Here is an 18,817-nt window from a genome sequence, read left to right on the forward strand (position 1 = left end):
ACATCATGTCATGCTATCAGTCCGTCGAGGCGCCCTTCACACCTGTATCCTGGGCACTCGACGACGACCAGTTAGGACTGCGATCTGCCGCCAAGCAGTTTGCGTGCGAGCGCCTCGAACCCCTGCTTGGCCGTTCGCCAGACCCTTCCCTGTGGCGCGAAACCGTCGGCCTCGCCGCGACACTCGAACTCGCGACCATGATCATGCCCGAGCAGATGGGTGGCATCGGAATCAACCGGCACGACCTGGCGCTTGTCGTTGAACAGTTCGCAGCAGGTCCGCTGGAACGCGCTGCCGAACTCACGCTCAGCATCCCGGCGCTGATGACGCTGCGCGAATACGATGCACTCGATCAGCTCCCCCATCGAGATATCCAGCACTACCTGGACGGCTCCACATCGATCGCGTCGTGTATCCCCGACGTCGATGCCTCAGGCCTCTGGATATTGCGCCAGCATTCAGGCTCGCCAGCAATGACGGTCCGTATCGACGATGAACGGCCGCGGCTTGTGCTCGACACGTTGCGGACCGGACAGGACACCGGGAGACACAGGTCTGTCGTCGCCCTAGGCGCCCTGTCGATCGAGCGATATACAGTCGTGCCATCAGTCGACACGCTCGACACCCCGCTCCAGGTTGTACCCAGGGACCCGGGTCGGGTCGTCCGGCATCCGGTGGTGCAGTGGCTCGTTGACACGGCGATTTATCTCACCGCGTTGCTTTCCGGCGCCGTACAGCAGAGCGTGAACTTCGCCCTGACATACAGCATGGCCCGACAGACCTTCCGCAAGCCGATTGCCGCGCATCAGCTTGTCGCTGCGCGCCTCGCCGACATGCTCATCTCCGCGCACACGATCCACCTCTTACTGCGCTCGGTGACAGCGCAGGATCCGCAGGCGCAGATCACCCCCGTGTCACACATGGCCTGCCACGTTGCGACAGAAGCGATGGACGTTGCGCGGGAGCTAGTGCAGCTGTGCGGTGGCTTCGGCTATGTGGAAGGCCTCCCGCCAGCGGCGCGGTTCCAGACGGTGCACTGGTTTGCGATGCTTTTGATGAAGGTTGAAGCCGCGCTGAGCGCCTTGCACGGCTCCATGGGGCAATCAGCATCAGGAGAACCAGCGTGATCAACGACGGGCAAACACGGGCAGCCATGCACCAGACCGGGGGATTGAGCCCGACGACCGGTAGGACCGGCTCGTGCTGGCTTCGTGAACCCGGCAGCAACGACGTCAACGACATCGTTGGCTGGCTCACCGAACCGGACATCAACCAGTGGTTCGATTTTGGGCAGGGCCGTCAGACGCTTTCCGTGCCAGCTGTGTGGCTCATGGTGAGAGGCAGTCGGCACCGGCTGCGCGTGTTTGGGCCTGCCGGGCATGAAACCGCGAGCGGTCTCGTTGCCGTCACTGATCTGGCGCATGCCTTCGGCACCGCCTCGTTCTGGGTACTGCGCGACAGCCAGCGGCCTGCCTCCCGGGACATGACGTTTCTTGCGGCCATTGCGCTGCTTCGGGAGGTGTTCGACACGGACCGTTCACGCTGTGTCACCGCGTGGGCCGCGGACTGCAACGTGCGCTCGCGGCGGCTGCTCGAACGCATCGGCTTTCGCCTGATCGGGCTGCAGCGCGATTGCCACGTTTTGCGCAATTCGCGGTGTGGGCGTGTGCTCTATGATCTCCTGCCCGCCGACCTCGCCAACGGCTGCGGCCTGTCCTGGTGTAGTACATGAACATCCCGGTTATCACCGCGCTGACGGCCTGGGTGCCGCAGGCCATACCGCTGCCTCGCTCGACAACGAGCGAACCGGCACTTCGTCGAGCGAACGCACAGCCCGGCTGGGACGTCTGGACGAGATCCTGGCATCCTGACTATGGATATTGGCGCGAGGCGGGGCCGCAAACATGGCCTGACAAGAGAACCGATACTTCACGCCCGGTACATTCTGGCCCGCCACCAGCGGATATCGCCTGGGCGGTGCCAGTCGCAACCGGCATGGATCTGTCCGGTTTCGCGACAAAAGTGGCGATCTCCATCTGCACCGCCCGTGCACACAACACCCGCCCGGTTGATGTCGTGATGTTCTGCCACAGCACACCGGACGAACACGTCCCGGCCACGATTGCCGGACGGCTGCGCGCCGAAATCGGCGCGCCGTGTTTTCCGTTTTCGCTCTCACAGCAACATGGCGTGTCGCCTTTCACCGCACTGCGCCTGGCGCACGATTTGTTGGTCGCTGAACCGGATGTCCACACGATACTGATTGTCGCAGCAGAGAAGTGGTGTCCACCGTTTTCCAGAATCTGCGAACCTGGCATCATGCACGGGGATGCCGCAGCGGCGCTGCTCGTTGAAAGAGCCGACCACAGCAAGGCTGGTTTGCTCCTGCTGGACGTAGCAGCGCGGCACGTCCCGGGTGATATCAGGCTCCCCACCGCAGGCGCCCCCGATGCCTGGGCGCTCACCCTGAAATCGATGATCGGTCTTTCCCTCATGCGACACGGACTCCAACACAACGATATTCACGACGTCGTGGGCCCCCCGGGAGTTCCCTCGCTCACGGATGCAGTGTATGCGCTTCTTCGCCGCCCGCACGCCAGCGTGTGCCATCAAGCTTGCGCTCATCTCGGAGCGGCCGAAGCCATCGCACGACTTGCACATACGCTTAGTTGCTGCTCCCCGCCGCGCGAACACCGTGTGCTGTTGTGGGGCTACGGGATCGGCGGCTTTGTGGGCACCGCGCTGCTCGAAGCGCACGGCGCTCCCGCCATTTATCAGCCGTACGATGTCCGACCCGTATCATGATCTCCGATCTCGGCATCCCGCACGTCGCCTTCCATCTTCCCCCTCGCATCGACGACGTCCAAAGTTGGGGAAAGCGAACCCGGCAGAAGACCGGTACCGTACTGGCTCTGGAGCGTGCCGGGATGCACCGGTACCACAGCGCAAACGGACAGACCGCGACCGGACTTGCCGCCAGCGCAATCCAGCGTCTGCTGCTTGACTCCGGTATTGCCCCCCGTGAAGTCGACTGCCTCCTTTACGTGCATACGTTCCAGGGCAGCATTGCACCGCCACCGCAGTCTCTGCCCGGCCTGCTCTGTGAGCGCTTCGGTTTCACCAACGCCGAAGCCTTCTCGTTCGCGCAGCAGCATTGCGCATCTGCCCTCGCCGCACTGCGCGTGATTCGTGCGATGTTCGTCAACCGCCCTCAAATGAAACGGGTCCTGCTTGTCGGCGCCGACGTCATGCCGCTCACATCGGAAAGATTAATGCAAGGCGAAGGCATTCTGGGTGACGGTGCGTTTGCCGCATTCATCGAGCGCGGCGCCACCGTCAACCGCCTGATCTCGATCGCGACGCATGCCACGGGCACAGGCTGGCGAGGCGTAATGGTCCACGACGAACCGGGGCGGGCAGCGCAGCACTTCTTCACGGCGCGCAGCCTGATCCGGCAGATAATCCAGCAGGCGCATTTCACCCCGGACGACGTCCAGCGTGTCCTGCCACACCATCTGGACCTGCCAGCGTGGCGCCGCCTGCTGGGTTCACTTCAGATCCCGCAGGACAGGTTGTTTGCCGCAAATTTTGCCCGGATCGGCCACGTCACCGTCAGCGACGCGTTCATCAATCTCGCCCAGTGTCGCGAACTGGTGCCGGGCAAGCCACTTCTGCTCTTTGCACGGGGCGTCGGAGGATTTTCGGCAGCAGCGTTGCTGCTCCGCTGAACTCGCCGATATCGCTGAGACACGTATCTCTGGCTGCCATGGGTCTGACGCGCGCATTCTCGTTGGCAAACGCGACGACGGCCATGTCGCGTATTCGCCTGACAAGCCGCACAACGAACTGACCGAAGCGACGTGTCCTGCTCAAAAAAAGATCCGGGGACCAGGACTGGTGACCGCTACCGCCGTCATCGCTGTCGCAGGCAGCGCTTCCGAACTCCCAAACAGTCGGCAGTGAGCGGCGCGGCCGGGCTTGACGCCTCTCCGGCACACCTCGGGCGGCGAATATCACCTGTCGTGGTTCGGTCGGTGAATGTGATGGACGGATCCGCAGGATGATCAGCGACGCCGGCGCTCATGAACACCAAACTGGTCATTCAGCCGGGAACTGATGTCAACACGCAGAGGTTCGTCGCACGGGTACAACGCGGATGTTCGACTTCCCCGTATGCAGTCATCCCGGGCACACTGACGACGCCAACTTCCCCGTCGCCACGCGGCTTCCCGTATCCGCGCGCCGTTTCAATATAATTCATGACGTTTCCATATTACATGCACCACTTCCATGCATCGATACAAGGGGCGTAGATGACGCTTACCCAGTTGCAGGCACTCGCCGCTGTGGTCGAACTGGGTTCACTTACCGCTGCCGCCGAGCGGCTCAGCCGCAGTCAATCTGCGATCAGTCACGCTTTGAGCGAACTCGAGGACATCACGCAGGTCAAGCATGCTTATGCGTGACCGGCAACCGGTCACCTTGACTGCGGCGGGCGAACGTCTGTGGCCATACATCCGGAATGTCGTGCGCGAAGCGCAGACGCTGCGCCAGCAGTTCAGCCTGTCGCGCGGCAAGCTCGAAGGACGGCTGGTAGTGGCCTCGCTGCCAAGCGTATCCCTGGCGTTTGTGGTGCCCGCGCTCGAAGAGTTGAAAGAGATGCATCCAGGGGTGTCCGCAGTGCTGCTCGAAGGCACCGATACAGAGGTCGAAGGTTGGATTGAGGACGATACCGCCGACGTGGGTGTCGTGGCAGGCACCAAAATTTTCCCGAACAATTTTCTGCTGCTTGAAGAGAATTTCGTCGCAGTCGCGGCTGCCGGTACGTTCGACGTCCGCAAGAGTGTGTCGGCAAAACAGCTGTCCGCGTTGCCCTTCATATTCTCGAAAGCAGGCTGCGGGCCAGTGATCGCAGATTACTTCGCGCGTAGCGGTGCGCAACTTCGCGCCGCCTTCAATGTGGTCGAAATGCGTACCATTCTTTCCATGGCGGCGGCAGGCATGGGCGTGTCGATCGTTCCGCGTATCACGCTCACATACACGCCGTTCGAGGGGCAAGTCCTGGAGCTCTCACCGAAACTGCATCGTTCGGTTCGGCTCTCGTGGAAAGATTAATGCAAGGCGAGAGCATTCTGGGTGACAGACCGTTTGCCGCATTCATCGAGCGCGCCGCCGTCAACCGCCTGATCTCGATCGCGATGCATGCCACGGACACAGGCTGGTGAGGCGTACTGGTCCATGACGAACCAGGGCGGGCAGCGCAGTACTTCTTCAGGGAGCGCAGCCTGATCCGGAAGACAATCCAGCAGGCGAACTTCACCCCGGACGACATCCAGCGTGTCCCGCCACAATCTGGACGTGCCTGCTTGGCGCAGCAACCGCAATTAACAATCGCAAATCGCCGATGTTAAATCCGTACTTGGTCACCATTGCAGCCAATTATCTCCATGCGCAAAATATTTCCCTATTGCGCAGGAAGACGCAGAACGAAAACGAAAGCCACTGCTGATGCACATGCACCCAGCAAAAAAACAGGGGGATATCCAACGTGGCCAGCAACCATACCGGCGAGCGGTCCGGCCAATCCCAATCCTATGTCCACGAAGGCGACGTATGCGCCCATTGCTGCGCCTCTGTTCTGCGGCAGCACATGACGGACGGCCTCTACGCCCAACGCAGGAAACGTCAGTGAGTAACCAGCGCCAAGAACGGCGCATCCAGCGAGCGCGATCGCGGGAATAGGGGCAAGCCACAAAATGACCAACCCTGCCACCTGTAGAGGAATCGTCACGCGGGCAACACGTCGGCCGCCCAGTTGATCGGGCAATCCACCGAAGATCAGCCGCGCGCCAACGTAGAACGCACCAAACGACATCAGCCCGAGAGGTGCGCCCGTCCAGTCATGCGCGGCATAGTCGAGACCGAGGAAGGCGAACATCGAGCCAAATCCGATCGTGCTCAACGCAAGGCTCGCGCCATAAGGCCAGATCAGGCCAACAACCTTAAAGAAACCGATGCGCCTGCCATGGTGCGGCGGAAGCGGCTGAATCCCTTTCATCAATAAACAGGCGAGCAACGGCAAGATGGCGGAAGCCAGAGCCATCGCCCCGAATCCATCTCGTTTCAACAATTCCGAACCCAGCGGCGCGCCGCCGCCTATTGCACCGAACATTGCAATTCCAACCCAAACCATCGCCCGCCCGCATAACGCGTCCCAACCGTACCAATGCACCAGGACAGGGCCCCGGTAATTAGCAGACTTTCACCGAGACCTAGAACAGCCCGTCCGACAAACAAAAGGAGCAATGCAATCTCGGGCGGGCATCCGCCCCATACCGAGGCCCCGTAAATCAGAGCCGCGAGGGAACATAGCAGCATCCCGATCAACACTGCGGGCCGAGACCCGCGCGTATCGGTCACAATGCCACCGAAGTGGCGTGTCAACAAGGTTGCGATGGACTGCGACGCCATAAGCCATCCGACGATCACCGGCCCGAATCCAAGACGGTCATGAACATGGACCGGCAGGACTGCGAGCGGCAGACCAACTGTCAGATAACCAAGGAAAACCATCACAGCAAAAGGCAGCAAGCGACGCGTGGCCTCGCCACCGGAAACGGGCGCCATGTTTGCTGAAGTCTGTCTGTTCATCCGTTATTTACTCCGCACGCGCAAAAGGAAGCCACAATATTTCACGTGCTGTGGCCAGAAATGCGTCATCAATATTGAAAAATCTTGTGGCGATCGGCCGATCTCATGTCTTCGTCTCACCACGGCACTTCGGATTCTGTCTTTTGCTTGTGAAAAAACCTGAATGTCGTAATCAAATTTGGATCGACGATCTATGCCTTTTTCGACACGAGTTCGACGAAGGGCATAGCGACACACGACCTGCCTGTCGCCAGTATCTGCAACCGAAGCGGCAGGCACGCTCCAGAAAAATACCGGGGCTTTGCCGATGGCGGCTGCCTTGGGGGCAGTCTGTAGCGCTGCTGCGCAATCATGGGGCGCTGTTCGTGGGACCTCGTATCGCAGATGCTGTCTAGAGCAGTCCGAGATAGGCCACCTCATTGGTGAGCACCGCAAGTTCTACATCCAGAGCAAAAAAGCGGCATTGCGGAACGAATGTGTGCGCTCAACAACGTGGACATCAGGACGTCACGTAGAACCTTCGTGTGGATTGGCCATTCCTCACGGCTACGCTCCTCTCACACCAGTTTCTATTCCTTAAATTAGGTATGGCGAAATTCCCTGCCCATGACGTCTCCCAGACCGATCCCAAATCGCTTCACCCACACACCACGTCATACAGCTTCGCGCCAGCCCAGGGTCCGAAGGCCATCCGCATGCTCTTCGCCAGGAAGAACACGGCATCCAGTAAACGGTTCTTCCAAAACATCGCGAATCGTACCGTTCATCAGTCGTATCGGATCACATTGTCGTCGCTTGCCGCCAACTATACGAAAGCCATGATATGCTGTAAATCGCATCAATAAGAACTTATAGTTGCGCCCAACGCCATGTATTACAGGGCTCTGACATGATCCCGACTTATGATCTCAATCTCCTGGCATCACTCGATATACTGCTGACGGAAGTCAGCGTTAATCGGGCGGCTGAACGTCTGGGCCTCAGCAACTCCGCGATGAGCCGTACGCTGAGCCGCATTCGTGAAACATTTGGCGATCCCATCCTGGTCCGCGCGGGTCGATCTCTGGTTCCCACACCTCGGGCAATCGAATTACGCGAAACTGTCCGCCATGTTCTCGAAAGTGCTGAAGCACTCCGGCTCCTCCCGCAGAAGCCGGACCTTAAACAAATTGACCGTGTTTTCAGTATCCGCGCGAACGAAGGGTTTGTATTCCAATACGGTGGCAAGATGATCGATGCAATCTCACGCGAGGCTCCAGGCGTGCGCGTAAGCTTCGTCATCAAAGCGGAGAAAAAACCGAATGCTCTTCGCGATGGACAGATCGATCTGGACATCGGCGTTTTAGGTCAGTCCGGCCCTGAAATCCGGACGCAAACGATCCAGCGTGACGGTTTCGTCGGTGTCATGCGAGTGGGTCACCCGCTGAGCAGCCAGGAAAAAGTCTCTGCCACAGATTATGCAGAAGCTCACCACGTCAGTGTTTCCCGACGCGGCCTGTTCAGCGGGCCAATCGATACAGCGCTGGAAACCGTTGGGTTAAAGCGTCAGGTGAGTATCGTTGTGACCAGTTTTCCATCCGCACTTTCAGTCGCCCGCACCACCGATCTGATTGCAAGCGTTCCCGATCGGCAGACCGTTGAAGCACGCCGCGGCATGTACACCTTCCCTCTTCCCGTCAAGACGGAAGAAGTGAGGGTTTCGATGATGTGGCATCCGCGTTCAGAGCATGACCCCGTGCATCGCTGGCTGCGGGAACATGTCCGGAAACTCTGTTCGACCTGAAGGATCATCACCGATTCACGCCCATCCCGGCTCCTTTGCGACGCCCGCTCCGCGCAAGGTTTCTACGCTCGGATTCACGCATGGCCGATTCTTATTTGATTTCCGCCCTGTTGCGTGTCTGGAACGCAGAAAGCCGGCTCCGGAAACGGACTCGCCGACGCCCCCCATCGCGCTCAACCCGCAGGCTGTTAGCGTGCTCAACGCCGACGCGCGCCGTACCTTCCTCTTTCGCCTCACTACCAGTGAGGCAAAAGAAGCGCGAGTACTCAGGCTGCTTGCGGAAGCGGGCTGCTTCGCGGACCTCGGGAACGAGACGCTGTTCCTCTTCCCGAACACGTCTTATCCACGACGGTTTTCATGTTTGGGGCGGCCCCGGAATCGGCACCGCTTTGAACGAAAAATTTCCGGCTCCGGCTTTATGGTCGCTCAGCTTCGAATAGTGCAATAGCGGCAGAGAAATCCAGAATACGGACAGTGCCATTTACCCAAAATTTACAGAAGAAGCGGATCAGCTTTGCATGGACCTCAATAGTCACGCGCCGTCCACCGCATACAATGAATCATGAATGCGTTCGGGTGGGCGCATAGCATGCATCGCGGCCATCACCGCTGTCATCGTCGGCGGGCAACCGCGGGTGGCCATTGACAGCCCCCTCAATCCTGGAAGCGCGCACCTCATGGAGCGCGCAGTCGTTGCGCGTGGGCCTGTGCCCATGCGGAGCCCGTTTTCCAGACCCCGTGGGGCACCGCCGGGGTAGCGAACATGAAACACGTCTCTCGATGCCGTTCAAACGAGCGCCAGCGCCGGTCGTCCGCCACGTCAGATGCACTCCTGGCTGGCAGGCTGGTGCCCGCCATGTGCTTTGCATCAGCTGCCGACATTCCTTCACTCGTCAAGTCTTTCGCCCATTCGGTGGGGAAACTAGGTTTCCCGCACTACGTGATCAGCCGTGTCAGCCGAAGCCGTTCAACCTGTACCTGGAACACGGCGCTCGAAGTGATCGGCTCACACTATCCGCAGGAGTGGATACACCACTACCAATATCGGGACTACGCATCCACGGACCCCGTTCATCGCGCTGCGTTCCTGCAATCGGCCCCCTACAGGTGGCACGACATCATCGGCATGAGCAAGGCTGAGCGTCGTCTGCTCGAAGAAGCAAGAGAAGCCGGCCTATCGGCTGGACTCAGCATCCCTGTCCATCAACCCGACGGAAGTATCCTGCTGTTCAACCTCTCGGGCCCCGCACATTCCGTGAACAATGCAACAAATTCCCGCATCGCATACCTAGTCAGTGCGCAGTTTAACTTCGAACTTCATCGGCTCGCGCTGATCCGCTCAACCAGAGCGGCACACGTGCTTACACCGCGTCAGATCGAATGCCTGACGTGGGTTGCTCGAGGAAAAACCTCCGCCGAAATTGGCACAATCCTCAGGTGCTCGCACTATACCGTTGACTTCCATATCAAGGAAGCGCTGCAGGCTCTCAACATCTCTGGCAGGACAGCCGCCGCGGTCCATGCGACCGTGCAGGGAATCATCAAACCCTGAACCATTTTTCGAATTCAACGTTACGGCCGGCCCATCGCCGTTCAGGCGACCCGGGCTGGTGCACGCCCGCATACACCCTCCCAAAGCTCTGAGTATCCGGGCCGCAGCCCCGCTGATAGCGTCGTGGCATCGGCTAGCACCTGGGGAAGCCCATGTCATTCATCGTTGCCGGCAGGCTTGATGCCCTACCATCGCCTGTTCGTGACCGTCTTGGTAACTTTCGTCACAAGATCTTCGTGCAGCGTCTACAGTGGAAGATACCCGGCGTAGCACATGACGCCACGAGCGAGTGGGATAAATTCGACGGCGGCAACACCGTTCATCTGGTCGCCATGTCCGACGACCAAAGGGTCTGTGGGTGTGCGCGACTGATGTGTACCACTGGCCCCTATCTTCTACGAGATGCGTTTCCCGAGCTTGCTGAACCGGGCGGTTCGCCACCTTCATCACCATCGATTTGGGAGATGTCGCGATTCGCAGGGTCAGGACTGTGTGACCGAACCGGCTCAAGCTCGGGTATGGGCCTTTTCCCGTACGTCATCGCGCTCGCCCAGTCGTTCGGCGCGACACACGTGATCGGCGTCGTTACGCCAGCGGTCGCGCGCCTGTACCGGCGTTTCGGACTCGATTTGCACGATATCAGCAATGTGGCTGCGTCACAGCGCGCACGTATCGTTGCGTGCTCAATCGATGTGGATGCCGCCCTTTTCAAAATGCTCGAGCGCGATCCTCAGGCACTTCTGTGCGAAATCGCCTGCTACGGACAACTGGGGCAACCCCTTGCCTGACCATTCCCACCCAGTCAAAGTGAGCGAGTCTTCTCAGCTGGACTCGCGCGATATGCACGTCAACCTCTCCGACAGCCCCGCGAACGACGGCCTGGACGCCTCATGCTTCGCATCAGCGCATCACTGAAGGCCGGTAACGGTGACGATTGTCAGCCTCTTTCACCCAGTCCGGCCTGATCGCCGAAGCGTAGGCCTGGCCACTGCGAGACGCTTCTCCATTCTGTTGCGCACTCAAGCCTAGGCGCTCGTCGATGGCGCGCGCCACAGTTGCCGATTTCGGAAGACGGTCGAGATCGCAACCCGTCCAGAACGTGCACATGGCGTCGAACAACACAGAAAGGATCGATGTCATATAGGGCAGCTTCACTACGACCCACTCATCTGTCCGCTCGCCTGCTGGCCTGTCTGACCGCTCGCCGAACCCTTTTACCGGCATCATGACCCGCAACTCATCGAGTTCGTGCTGCAGCCGGCTCTCAAACGAATAATGTACCGTCGCAGAATGTGCAAGCGCCTTACGTAACTCACAGAGTTGCCGGTCCTTCATTTCAACGCACCGTGTCAGCCGGCACACTTCGGCTTCAGCCAACTGCAAACGTTGATCGGGAGCAGCACTATCTGATCGCATGAGCGGCGCACTCTCCGTAGTCGTGACTGTCCATGGATTGAGTTCTTTCATGATGCTCCCTGCCTCAAGTGCTCATGCCCACTCTTGACGACTATGCCCTTTACGTTGTCCGGTCCGTGCGAATGGACCCTGTAGACTTTTTTACGAGTTCGTCGCGGCCTTCAATTGCGGCGGAGGGATCACGCTTCGGTCATATCTCTTTTTCGGTTTTCTCAGACGAAAGATCAACTGCGAGAAGGGGCAGGTTCGTCCGGTCGCCCGCAGGTGGCGACTGACACGCACCGATTTCCCGGTGAGCACCGATCATTCGTTCGAAACACCCGTACTCATGCAGGCCATAGTACGGGTCAGTTTCTGGTGAAAATCAAGACCATGGCCTTCAGTGGTGGATCCAGGTACAGCCCGACGACATCGCGCGAGTGGAGAGCTTGCCGGTCTCCCGATGCGGATGCAATCCGCTGGCTCGCCAGGCTAAATCCGCGGCACAGCTTGCGACATTCCCATCTCGCGGGCCATTGTGCGCGTGCTCCAGTGAGTCGTCGGCGGGTATGGATTCGAGCGTGTGCGCGACGACCGCATCCACCAGCGCGTCCTTAATCGTCCTCGATTCTCCAGCGCGCGGTGCATCGAGCAACTCGTCCGCGCGATGATTGATGAATCGCGAACACCACTTCGAGAACCGTGCACGAGGCAAACACGCTGTTTAGTCGCGACCGTCTTGTTGTCGATGCCCTCGGTACAGGCCAACGCAATGCGGGCGCGCAAGGCCACCGCCTGCGAGGTCTCGCGCCGCACTGCAAGAGTCGTCAGCTGTTCGTGTTCCGCCTCACTCAAGATCAGTGAGAGCTTCGATCTTCCTCTCATCGTCACCTCGCTTTTTTTGCGAAACCCTGTAACCAACGTTGGTACACGACGCAAATAGGGCGGTGAATTTTTACCTCGGGTGAACCGAGCCGGGAATCGTGGAGGCTATTGGGTTTAAGTTAAAGCAGGCGCATCAGCAGTATTTCTGAGTTGCCTGTAGTAGTTTGCCTCAGCTTCAGCGGGCGGGATATAGCCGAGCGGTTCCATCAGTCGATGATGATTGAACCAGGCCACCCATTGCAGCGTTGCCAGTTCGACGGATTCCTTCGTTTTCCACGGGGCGCGCCGATGAATCAGTTCCGTCTTGTACAGGCCGTTAATCGTTTCAGCCAGCGCGTTGTCATAGCTATCGCCACGGCTGCCGACCGAAGGCTCGATGCCCGCTTCGGCCAGACGTTCGCTGTAGCGAATGCTGACGTATTGGGACCCCCTGTCGGAATGGTGTATCAATGTCCCGTTCTCGCCTGGTTGCCGCGCATACAGCGCCTGTTCAAGTGCGTCCAGAACGAAGTCCGTGGTCATCGACGAACTGACTCGCCAGCCAACGATACGGCGAGCAAACACGTCGATCACGAACGCCACGTAAAGCCAGCCTTGCCATGTCGAAACGTACGTGAAGTCCGAAACCCAGAGCTGATTCGGCCGCTGCGCCTTGAATTGCCGGTTGACTCGGTCCAGCGGACGCGGTGCGCTTTTGTCGGCAATCGTGGTGCGAATGCGCTTGCCGCGAACCGCACCACGCAGACCTTGCAGCTTCATCAGCCGACCGACCGTGCAGCGCGCGACCACAATGCCCTCGCGATTCATCTGCTTCCAGACCTTCGGCACACCATAGACCTGCATGTTGGCCTGCCAGACACGCCTGATCTCGGGTTGCAGAATCTCATCTCGTTTCGCGCGGGCGCAGCGTCTGGACGGATCGCGAAGCTGTGCCGCATGGCGTCGGTAGCCCGACGGGGCAATCCGCAAGACCTTGCAGATCGGCTCGACCCCAAAGGTGTCGCGATACTGATCGACGAAGGCCTTCAGGACTTGAAACGGCGGTCGAGCTCCGCCTGGGCGAAAAACGCGCTCGCGACCTTGAGAATCTCGTTGGCACGACGCAATTCCTTGACCTCGCGCTCCAGGGCCTTCAGCCGTTCGCGTTCGTCGGTGCTCACGCCATCACGCTCACCCTGGTCAACCTGGTCACGCTTGACCCATTCGTGCAGCGTCTGCGGCGTACAGCCGATCATCGGTGCAATCGATTCGACCGCCGCCCACATCGACGGATGTTCGCTACGTTGCTCGCGCACCAGACGCACTGCGCGCTCGCGGACTTCCGGGGAAAACTTGGTTGCCTTCTTGTTCATGGCTCCATTCTCTCAAGAGTTGGAGCCTCCACCAAACCCGGCTCGGTTCATGGCGGCTCTGGGGATGCGAGTGCTTACACGTCCGACCTTGACCATTTCGAACACGGCTTCTGCGCTGACCCGCTTCTTCTTTGTTGGAAATTTGTCTCTATCGACTACGGTCAATAACGCGTTGTGAGCGAACAGAGCTCTGTCTGCACGCGCCTGTCGCTGATATCGACTGGATATCGACCGCATGCCTCTCACGAGCTGCTTAAGGTAGAGCTCAGAAATAACGTAAAGACCGTCTTCGTAGCTTGGGGGCTTGTCGCCGCCGCCAATGACCACGACGACGCGTTTGGCCAAGCTGGCTATGGCAGTCGCTATGAAGCGATCCTGACTCGAAAAGCCAAGCCCGTTTAGAGGATTGCGCTCCAGCCAGTCAGGCAGGCGTTCCAAGAGCGCCACGACGTCGTCGTGCGTAGTCGGCTTCTCGTAGGGACCCGTCCGCAATTCTCCTACGTATATCTCCTCCAGTCCGCCGTATTTGGGCTCGTAACCATTGTCGGCTGATGGTTTGAACGGGAATATACGCAGCGAATCCGGGAATACATGTAGCATGAGGACCCCGTCTGCACCCCCTGTCGTGGAGCTGTGCTCGGACCGCAGGTAGTAGTAAACGTACGTACCGCCGTCATCCGATTCCTCGCACTCGTACACGATGCGCTCAGTTAGGGTATCTCGTATCTCGAGAGATTGCTGAACTGATCTAGCCATGCCCTTCCCTGTTATAACGAGCATCTTGACACCGATCGGGATCGCCCCTTGTGACAAGCTGGAGCGGCCCCACGTATCTGAGGACACGAGGACTCTCTTAAAATAAGGGATAGTCTTGTGCCTAACAGTAAGCCTAGTCATTACGTGGAACCCATCGAAATTCTGTAAGCGGTCTATAAACCACGCCCTTCCCGTGCACGGCTGATTCACAGAGGCTACGTGTCCATGTTCAACCAACGTGGACAGGTGTACATGAGCGAACAGGAAGAAGGGTTGCAGGGCCGTCTGGTCGTTGGTTCCAAGCGCGACGGACGGCGCAAATACGACGAGAGCGCGAAGCGCGAGCTGATACAGCAATGTCTCAAGCCGGGCGTATCGATCGCGCGCACTGCAATGGACCACGGTATCAACCCGAATCTCGTGCGGACCTGGATTTCGCAGTACCAGCGCGAGCAGGGCCGCGCCGGAGTTGCCGGGCTCGCGAGTGAGCCCGGCAGTCTGGCCCCGACCGAGATCGCTACCGTCGCACCGTCGGATGAGCCGGCCTTCGTTCAGCTCGAGACTCCTTTGCTGTCGTCAGCCCCAGTCAAACCAACCGCGACGTACCTGTTGAACGTTGTATTGCCAAACGGCGTTCGTCTCGAGGTTGGGCCGGCAGCCGTGGAAGAACTGGAGAGGGTCGTCCAGATGCTCGGGAGGCTGCCGTGTTCCGGTTCGACGAAGGGTTGAAGGTGTATCTGTATCGCGAGCCGGTCGACTTCCGTATCGGTATCAACGGACTGTCGATCCTGGTCGAGCAGTCGATGCGCCTTAATCCGATGGCCTCGGCGCTGTTCGTATTCGGCAACCGGCGCCGCGATCGCATCAAGATACTCGGCTGGGGCGGCAACGGATTCTGGTTGCTGCTCAAGCGACTCGAGGCGGATCGCTTCACCTGGCCATCGGGCACCGAGACTATCTCTCTGACGGTCGAGCAATTGCACTGGTTGCTCGACGGCATCGATCTGGCTCTTATCCAGAAGCACCCACGCCGGTTTTACGAACGGATCGGCTGAACGCCCGGCGCATCTGGGCGGTCTAACTGGCCATGCCGAACGACATCGTCACACTCAGTGCCGAAGAGTATCAGGCGCTACTCGCCGAGCGCGACGCACTGCGTGGCGAGCTTCGGCTGGCGAAGGCTGAGCGCGACCTGGCAGAGGAGCGCCTACGTGCCTATAAACACGAGTTGTTCGGCGCGTCGAGCGAGGCTCGCGCGACTGATCAACTCGGCCTGTTTAACGAGGCCGAAGCACTCGGTACTGACGCCGCGCCCGCACGTGAGGATGAACCCGCCACGCAGGTTGCCGGGCACACGCGCGGCAAGCGCGGACGCAAACCGCTCGATCCGCATCTGCCGCGCGAGATCGTGCGGCACGAATTGCCCGAGTCGGAGCGCTTCTGCGCGCACGACGGCCATGCGCTGGTTGAGATCGGTGTGGAGACCAGCGAGCAGCTCGACGTGATTCCCGAACAGGTACGCGTCGTCCAGCATCAACGGGTGAAGTACGCGTGTCCCTGCTGTGACCTCGGCATCAAGGTCACGCCAGCACCGGCAAGAATTATCCCTCGCGGGCTGCTCACGGAATCGGCGCTCGCATGGATCATCACCGGCAAGTACCAGTACGGCATGCCGCTGTATCGCCAGGCAACCCTGCTGCGCCGCTTCGGCGGCGACATCTCGTCGAACACTCTGGCGGCCAGCGTTGTTCGCGTTGGTCTTGCCGCGCAGCCCGTGATCAACCTGATGCGCGATGTGCTGCTCGACTCGGAACTCATTTACGGCGACGAGACAACCTTCCAGGTGTTGAAGGAGCCAGGACGGCGACCGCAATCGAAGAGCTATCTGTGGGCGCAAGTCAACGGCTCGGGACCGCCCGTTAGGATGTTCTCGTACTCGCCGGGGCGTGGCGCCCAGCATGCGCAGCGGCTCTATGCGGGCGTGAAGCCTGGTACCGTGTTGATGACCGACGGCTATGAGCTATACAACGGCATCGCTCGTGATCACCAGCTCGTGCATCTCGGTTGCTGGGCGCACGTGCGTCGCGGATTCATCAAGGCGGAAGAGACCGTGCCGAAGGCCGCGCGCACGCCGGACCTGCTGGCTACACGGTTCGTCGGGCTGATTGGAAAGCTGTTCGCTGTCGAGGCGCGCGCAGCGAAGTGGACAGCGCAACGTCGGCAGCGGCTGCGTGCTCGCTACAGTAGTCGCGTGCTCGCCGTCATCGAGCACATGATGGTCAAGCAACTGCCGACGATCGTGCCGTCGAGTTTGCTTGGCAAGGCTCTCCAGTACATGCATGGACAGTGGCCCAAGCTGGCCCGCTATGTCGAGAACGGGAACTGGCCCATATCGAACAACCTGTGCGAGAACGCCATCAGGCCGTTCGTCATCGGAAGGAAGGGATGGCTGTTTGCCGACACCATTTCCGGCGCACAGGCCAGCGCCAACCTGTACTCGCTCGTCGAGACCTGCAAGGCGAATGGTATTGAGCCGTATCGGTATCTGGTTTGGCTGTTCGCAAAGTTGCCGCTCGCTGCAACCGTTGACGACTACGCCGCACTGCTGCCATGGAGCACGCCGCAAATGCCTCTCGCAATTGCAACCGCAGAAACTACTGCAACGTAAACGCTGCCGCTGGACTCCGCGCCGATAGCCCTCGAACTGCGAACGGCGCGAGGCACAACACAACAGCAAGAAATCCAACCTGTGCCAGATAGAATGGAGCCAACCACTGATCGTGCATTGCCACGTAGTAGGTATTGTGCAGCACGTCGCTTGCGATGATGACTACCGTGAGGCGCACGCCGGCGCGTGGTTTGAGAAATAAAAGCACTGCGGCCAACGGATCGAGCAACGCCAAAGCATCCCAGTAGGCCTTACTGAGCGGCGAGATTGCGGCTTCATAGCCATAGTCCCAGAGCAATCCATGCTGAATGATCGCTGTGAGATGATTGAACGTTGCACCGAGTAGGCACAGCGCGAAAACGTTCGGATTGCGATTGATGCCCGACGCATTATGGATGCCCACGAAGACGTATCTCTCGGCAGCTTACCAGACACCTGCTTAGGCAAAGTTCGCCGTACGGATCGGCAAGGTACGTTTCAAAGGTGCTCGGAAGCAGTGGACGCTGCGCTAACGATGGGTGTCATAGAAAGACCGCTTACGAAATTCTGACCGAGCCGGAGCGCCGTCGTCGGCGCACCCCGCAGGAAAAAATCGCCATCGTGCAGGAAACACTGGAGCCGGGAGCGTCCATGTCGGGCGTGGCACGCCGGCACGGCGTCAACGCCAACCAGGTGTTCGGTTGGCGCAAGCAATACCAGGAAGGCAGTCTGGCGGCGGTGAAGGCAGGTGAATCTGTTGTGCCCGCATCTGAACTGGCCGCCGCCATCAAGGAAATCAAGGAACTGCAACGACTACTCGGGAAAAAGACAATGGAAGTCGAAATCCTGAAAGAAGCCGTGGAATGGGGCCGCTCAAAAAACCTGATTGCGCGCTCGCCCTTGCTGCCGGGGGACGACCATTGAAGACGGTCTGCGAAGTTCTCGGCGTGGCGCGCTCTGGTGTAGCAGCGAAACAGGCTCGCTCGCCTGATTGGCAAGATGGTCGTAGCGCCAAACCGACCGACGACACGGAATTGGTCGAGGAAATCCAGGCCCACGTAGCGGACCTCCCAACTTACGGCTACCGACGCATCTGGGCACTGCTGCGCCGCAGTCGAGAACAGGCCAGCGCGCCGTGCATCAATCACAAGCGCGTGTACCGGGTTATGCGTGAGCACCAGTTGCTGCTGCGTCTCCCCGGCGTGCGGCGGGACAGTCGGCGGCACGACGGTCGCGTTGCCGTTGACCGTAGCAACACTCGCTGGTGCTCCGATGGCTTTGAGTTCCGGTGCGACGATGGTACGCCGCTGCGCGTCACGTTCGCGCTGGACTGCTGCGATCGGGAAGCGATTAGCTGGGCGGCGACGACCGGCGGCCATTGCGGTGATGTGGTGCGCGACGTGATGTTGGCCGCCGTCGAACAGCGCTTCGGCACCACGCAGGCTACACAGCCCATCGAATGGCTCTCGGACAACGGCTCGGCCTACATCGACCACCGCACACGCAGCTTCGCTCGTGAACTGGGACTTGAGCCGCTGACCACGCCGGTCCGTTCGCCGCAGAGCAATGGCATGGCCGAATCGTTCGTGAAGACGATGAAACACAATTACGTCGCCTATATGGACAAGCCCGACGCACCAACGGCGCTCTCGCGTCTGGCTATCGCGTTTGAACACTACAATGAGCGCCACCCGCATAAAGCCCTGAAATACCGCTCGCCGCGCGAGTTCAGGCGCGCTGCGGTGCCATCAACCTAACGGTGTCCGCGTGTCCTGAGTTACAGGGGCAACTCCACA

Annotated in this window: 17 protein-coding genes, 1 pseudogene and 1 other annotated feature; of the genes and pseudogenes, 12 read left to right on the top strand and 6 right to left on the bottom strand. The window is 59.7% G+C overall.

What is annotated here, in order from left to right; genetic code table 11:
* Positions 1 to 5: 5 nt before the first annotated feature.
* The 5 genes and pseudogenes from G5S35_RS31270 to G5S35_RS31290 form a co-directional block, all read left to right on the top strand.
* A complete protein-coding gene (locus tag G5S35_RS31270) occupies positions 6 to 1,127 on the top strand; it encodes an acyl-CoA dehydrogenase family protein (protein ID WP_183040402.1) in 1,122 nt (373 codons plus the stop codon).
* Complete coding sequence (locus G5S35_RS31275; protein WP_237181894.1) at positions 1,124 to 1,732, top strand: GNAT family N-acetyltransferase; 609 nt, start codon at positions 1,124 to 1,126, stop codon at positions 1,730 to 1,732. The genes G5S35_RS31270 and G5S35_RS31275 overlap by 4 nt, the downstream gene beginning before the upstream one ends.
* Complete coding sequence (locus G5S35_RS31280; protein WP_183040403.1) at positions 1,729 to 2,805, top strand: beta-ketoacyl-[acyl-carrier-protein] synthase family protein; 1,077 nt, start codon at positions 1,729 to 1,731, stop codon at positions 2,803 to 2,805. Before G5S35_RS31275 ends, G5S35_RS31280 begins: the two co-directional genes overlap by 4 nt.
* Entirely contained in the window at positions 2,802 to 3,728 is a 927-nt protein-coding gene (locus G5S35_RS31285; protein ID WP_183040404.1) for a 3-oxoacyl-[acyl-carrier-protein] synthase III C-terminal domain-containing protein, read from the top strand. Before G5S35_RS31280 ends, G5S35_RS31285 begins: the two co-directional genes overlap by 4 nt.
* Positions 3,729 to 4,313: 585 nt before the next feature.
* Positions 4,314 to 5,106: pseudogene (locus G5S35_RS31290) on the top strand (LysR family transcriptional regulator); the annotation flags it as partial.
* Between the two features lie 358 nt (positions 5,107 to 5,464).
* Here G5S35_RS31290 and G5S35_RS39305 read toward each other — a convergent pair.
* Positions 5,465 to 6,172: an MFS transporter gene (locus G5S35_RS39305; protein WP_202035045.1), complete on the bottom strand. Its 708-nt coding sequence runs from the start codon at positions 6,170 to 6,172 to the stop codon at positions 5,465 to 5,467.
* Positions 6,157 to 6,651 (bottom strand): MFS transporter, encoded by a 495-nt coding sequence (locus tag G5S35_RS40360; RefSeq protein ID WP_202035046.1) that lies wholly within the window; start codon positions 6,649 to 6,651, stop codon positions 6,157 to 6,159. The genes G5S35_RS39305 and G5S35_RS40360 overlap by 16 nt, the downstream gene beginning before the upstream one ends.
* An 889-nt stretch (positions 6,652 to 7,540) precedes the next feature.
* Between G5S35_RS40360 and G5S35_RS31300 the strand changes: the two genes are divergently transcribed.
* The 3 genes from G5S35_RS31300 (at position 7,541) to G5S35_RS31310 (ending at position 10,774) form a co-directional block, all read left to right on the top strand.
* Complete coding sequence (locus tag G5S35_RS31300) at positions 7,541 to 8,434, top strand: LysR family transcriptional regulator (RefSeq protein ID WP_183040405.1); 894 nt, start codon at positions 7,541 to 7,543, stop codon at positions 8,432 to 8,434.
* A gap of 763 nt (positions 8,435 to 9,197) precedes the next feature.
* On the top strand, positions 9,198 to 9,986 hold the full coding sequence (locus G5S35_RS31305) for an autoinducer binding domain-containing protein (RefSeq protein ID WP_183040406.1): 789 nt from the start codon (positions 9,198 to 9,200) through the stop codon (positions 9,984 to 9,986).
* A gap of 152 nt (positions 9,987 to 10,138) precedes the next feature.
* Positions 10,139 to 10,774, top strand: coding sequence for an acyl-homoserine-lactone synthase (locus tag G5S35_RS31310; protein ID WP_183040407.1), 636 nt, complete (start codon positions 10,139 to 10,141; stop codon positions 10,772 to 10,774).
* A gap of 112 nt (positions 10,775 to 10,886) precedes the next feature.
* Here G5S35_RS31310 and G5S35_RS31315 read toward each other — a convergent pair whose 3' ends face one another.
* From G5S35_RS31315 to G5S35_RS31325, 3 genes are all read right to left on the bottom strand, one after another.
* The gene (locus G5S35_RS31315) at positions 10,887 to 11,453 is read right to left on the bottom strand and encodes a hypothetical protein (protein ID WP_183040408.1); all 567 of its coding nucleotides are present in this window, start codon (positions 11,451 to 11,453) and stop codon (positions 10,887 to 10,889) included.
* Positions 11,454 to 12,380: 927 nt separating this feature from the next.
* Positions 12,381 to 13,618 (bottom strand): IS3 family transposase gene (locus G5S35_RS31320; protein WP_183040409.1). Its coding sequence is split into 2 segments (ribosomal slippage): positions 12,381 to 13,327 and positions 13,327 to 13,618, totalling 1,239 coding nucleotides; the frame shifts between segments, so codons are not numbered across the junction.
* Positions 13,221 to 13,337, bottom strand: a sequence feature (AL1L pseudoknot). Its footprint overlaps the gene before it by 117 nt.
* A 12-nt stretch (positions 13,619 to 13,630) precedes the next feature.
* Positions 13,631 to 14,515, bottom strand: coding sequence for a hypothetical protein (locus tag G5S35_RS31325; RefSeq protein ID WP_183040410.1), 885 nt, complete (start codon positions 14,513 to 14,515; stop codon positions 13,631 to 13,633).
* Between the two features lie 111 nt (positions 14,516 to 14,626).
* Between G5S35_RS31325 and tnpA the strand changes: the two genes are divergently transcribed.
* The 3 genes from tnpA to tnpC are packed head-to-tail and all read left to right on the top strand — an operon-like array spanning position 14,627 to position 17,042.
* Complete coding sequence (gene tnpA / locus G5S35_RS31330) at positions 14,627 to 15,103, top strand: IS66-like element accessory protein TnpA (RefSeq protein WP_146230143.1); 477 nt, start codon at positions 14,627 to 14,629, stop codon at positions 15,101 to 15,103.
* A complete protein-coding gene (gene tnpB / locus G5S35_RS31335) occupies positions 15,079 to 15,429 on the top strand; it encodes an IS66 family insertion sequence element accessory protein TnpB (protein WP_042298466.1) in 351 nt (116 codons plus the stop codon). The genes tnpA and tnpB overlap by 25 nt, the downstream gene beginning before the upstream one ends.
* 32 nt (positions 15,430 to 15,461) lie before the next feature.
* Complete coding sequence (gene tnpC / locus G5S35_RS31340; protein WP_183040411.1) at positions 15,462 to 17,042, top strand: IS66 family transposase; 1,581 nt, start codon at positions 15,462 to 15,464, stop codon at positions 17,040 to 17,042.
* Here tnpC and G5S35_RS31345 read toward each other — a convergent pair.
* Positions 17,029 to 17,445: a hypothetical protein gene (locus tag G5S35_RS31345; protein ID WP_202035047.1), complete on the bottom strand. Its 417-nt coding sequence runs from the start codon at positions 17,443 to 17,445 to the stop codon at positions 17,029 to 17,031. The two genes, tnpC and G5S35_RS31345, sit on opposite strands and share 14 nt — an antisense overlap.
* Positions 17,446 to 17,585: 140 nt before the next feature.
* On the opposite strand from G5S35_RS31345, the gene G5S35_RS31350 reads away from it, so the two are divergent.
* Positions 17,586 to 18,778, top strand: a protein-coding gene (locus tag G5S35_RS31350; protein WP_237181959.1) for an IS3 family transposase whose coding sequence is annotated in 2 segments (ribosomal slippage) — positions 17,586 to 17,895 and positions 17,895 to 18,778 — 1,194 coding nt in all. Because the reading frame shifts where the segments join, the coding sequence is not laid out codon by codon here.
* The last annotated feature ends 39 nt before the right edge of the window (positions 18,779 to 18,817 follow it).

The organism is Paraburkholderia tropica, assembly GCF_014171495.1.
In the GTDB taxonomy this organism is placed as follows: Bacteria; Pseudomonadota; Gammaproteobacteria; order Burkholderiales; family Burkholderiaceae; genus Paraburkholderia; species Paraburkholderia tropica.

Excerpts from the sequence above, each read along its gene's own strand:
- G5S35_RS31270 (WP_183040402.1), top strand. The coding sequence starts at position 6 with ATGTCATGCTATCAGTCCGTCGAGGCGCCCTTCACACCTGTATCCTGG.
- G5S35_RS31280 (WP_183040403.1), top strand. The coding sequence starts at position 1,729 with ATGAACATCCCGGTTATCACCGCGCTGACGGCCTGGGTGCCGCAGGCC.
- G5S35_RS31285 (WP_183040404.1), top strand. The coding sequence starts at position 2,802 with ATGATCTCCGATCTCGGCATCCCGCACGTCGCCTTCCATCTTCCCCCT.
- G5S35_RS39305 (WP_202035045.1), bottom strand. The coding sequence starts at position 6,172 with ATGTTCGGTGCAATAGGCGGCGGCGCGCCGCTGGGTTCGGAATTGTTG.
- G5S35_RS40360 (WP_202035046.1), bottom strand. The coding sequence starts at position 6,651 with ATGAACAGACAGACTTCAGCAAACATGGCGCCCGTTTCCGGTGGCGAG.
- G5S35_RS31300 (WP_183040405.1), top strand. The coding sequence starts at position 7,541 with ATGATCCCGACTTATGATCTCAATCTCCTGGCATCACTCGATATACTG.
- G5S35_RS31305 (WP_183040406.1), top strand. The coding sequence starts at position 9,198 with ATGAAACACGTCTCTCGATGCCGTTCAAACGAGCGCCAGCGCCGGTCG.
- G5S35_RS31310 (WP_183040407.1), top strand. The coding sequence starts at position 10,139 with ATGTCATTCATCGTTGCCGGCAGGCTTGATGCCCTACCATCGCCTGTT.
- G5S35_RS31315 (WP_183040408.1), bottom strand. The coding sequence starts at position 11,453 with ATGAAAGAACTCAATCCATGGACAGTCACGACTACGGAGAGTGCGCCG.
- G5S35_RS31325 (WP_183040410.1), bottom strand. The coding sequence starts at position 14,515 with ATGACTAGGCTTACTGTTAGGCACAAGACTATCCCTTATTTTAAGAGA.
- tnpA (WP_146230143.1), top strand. The coding sequence starts at position 14,627 with ATGAGCGAACAGGAAGAAGGGTTGCAGGGCCGTCTGGTCGTTGGTTCC.
- tnpC (WP_183040411.1), top strand. The coding sequence starts at position 15,462 with ATGCCGAACGACATCGTCACACTCAGTGCCGAAGAGTATCAGGCGCTA.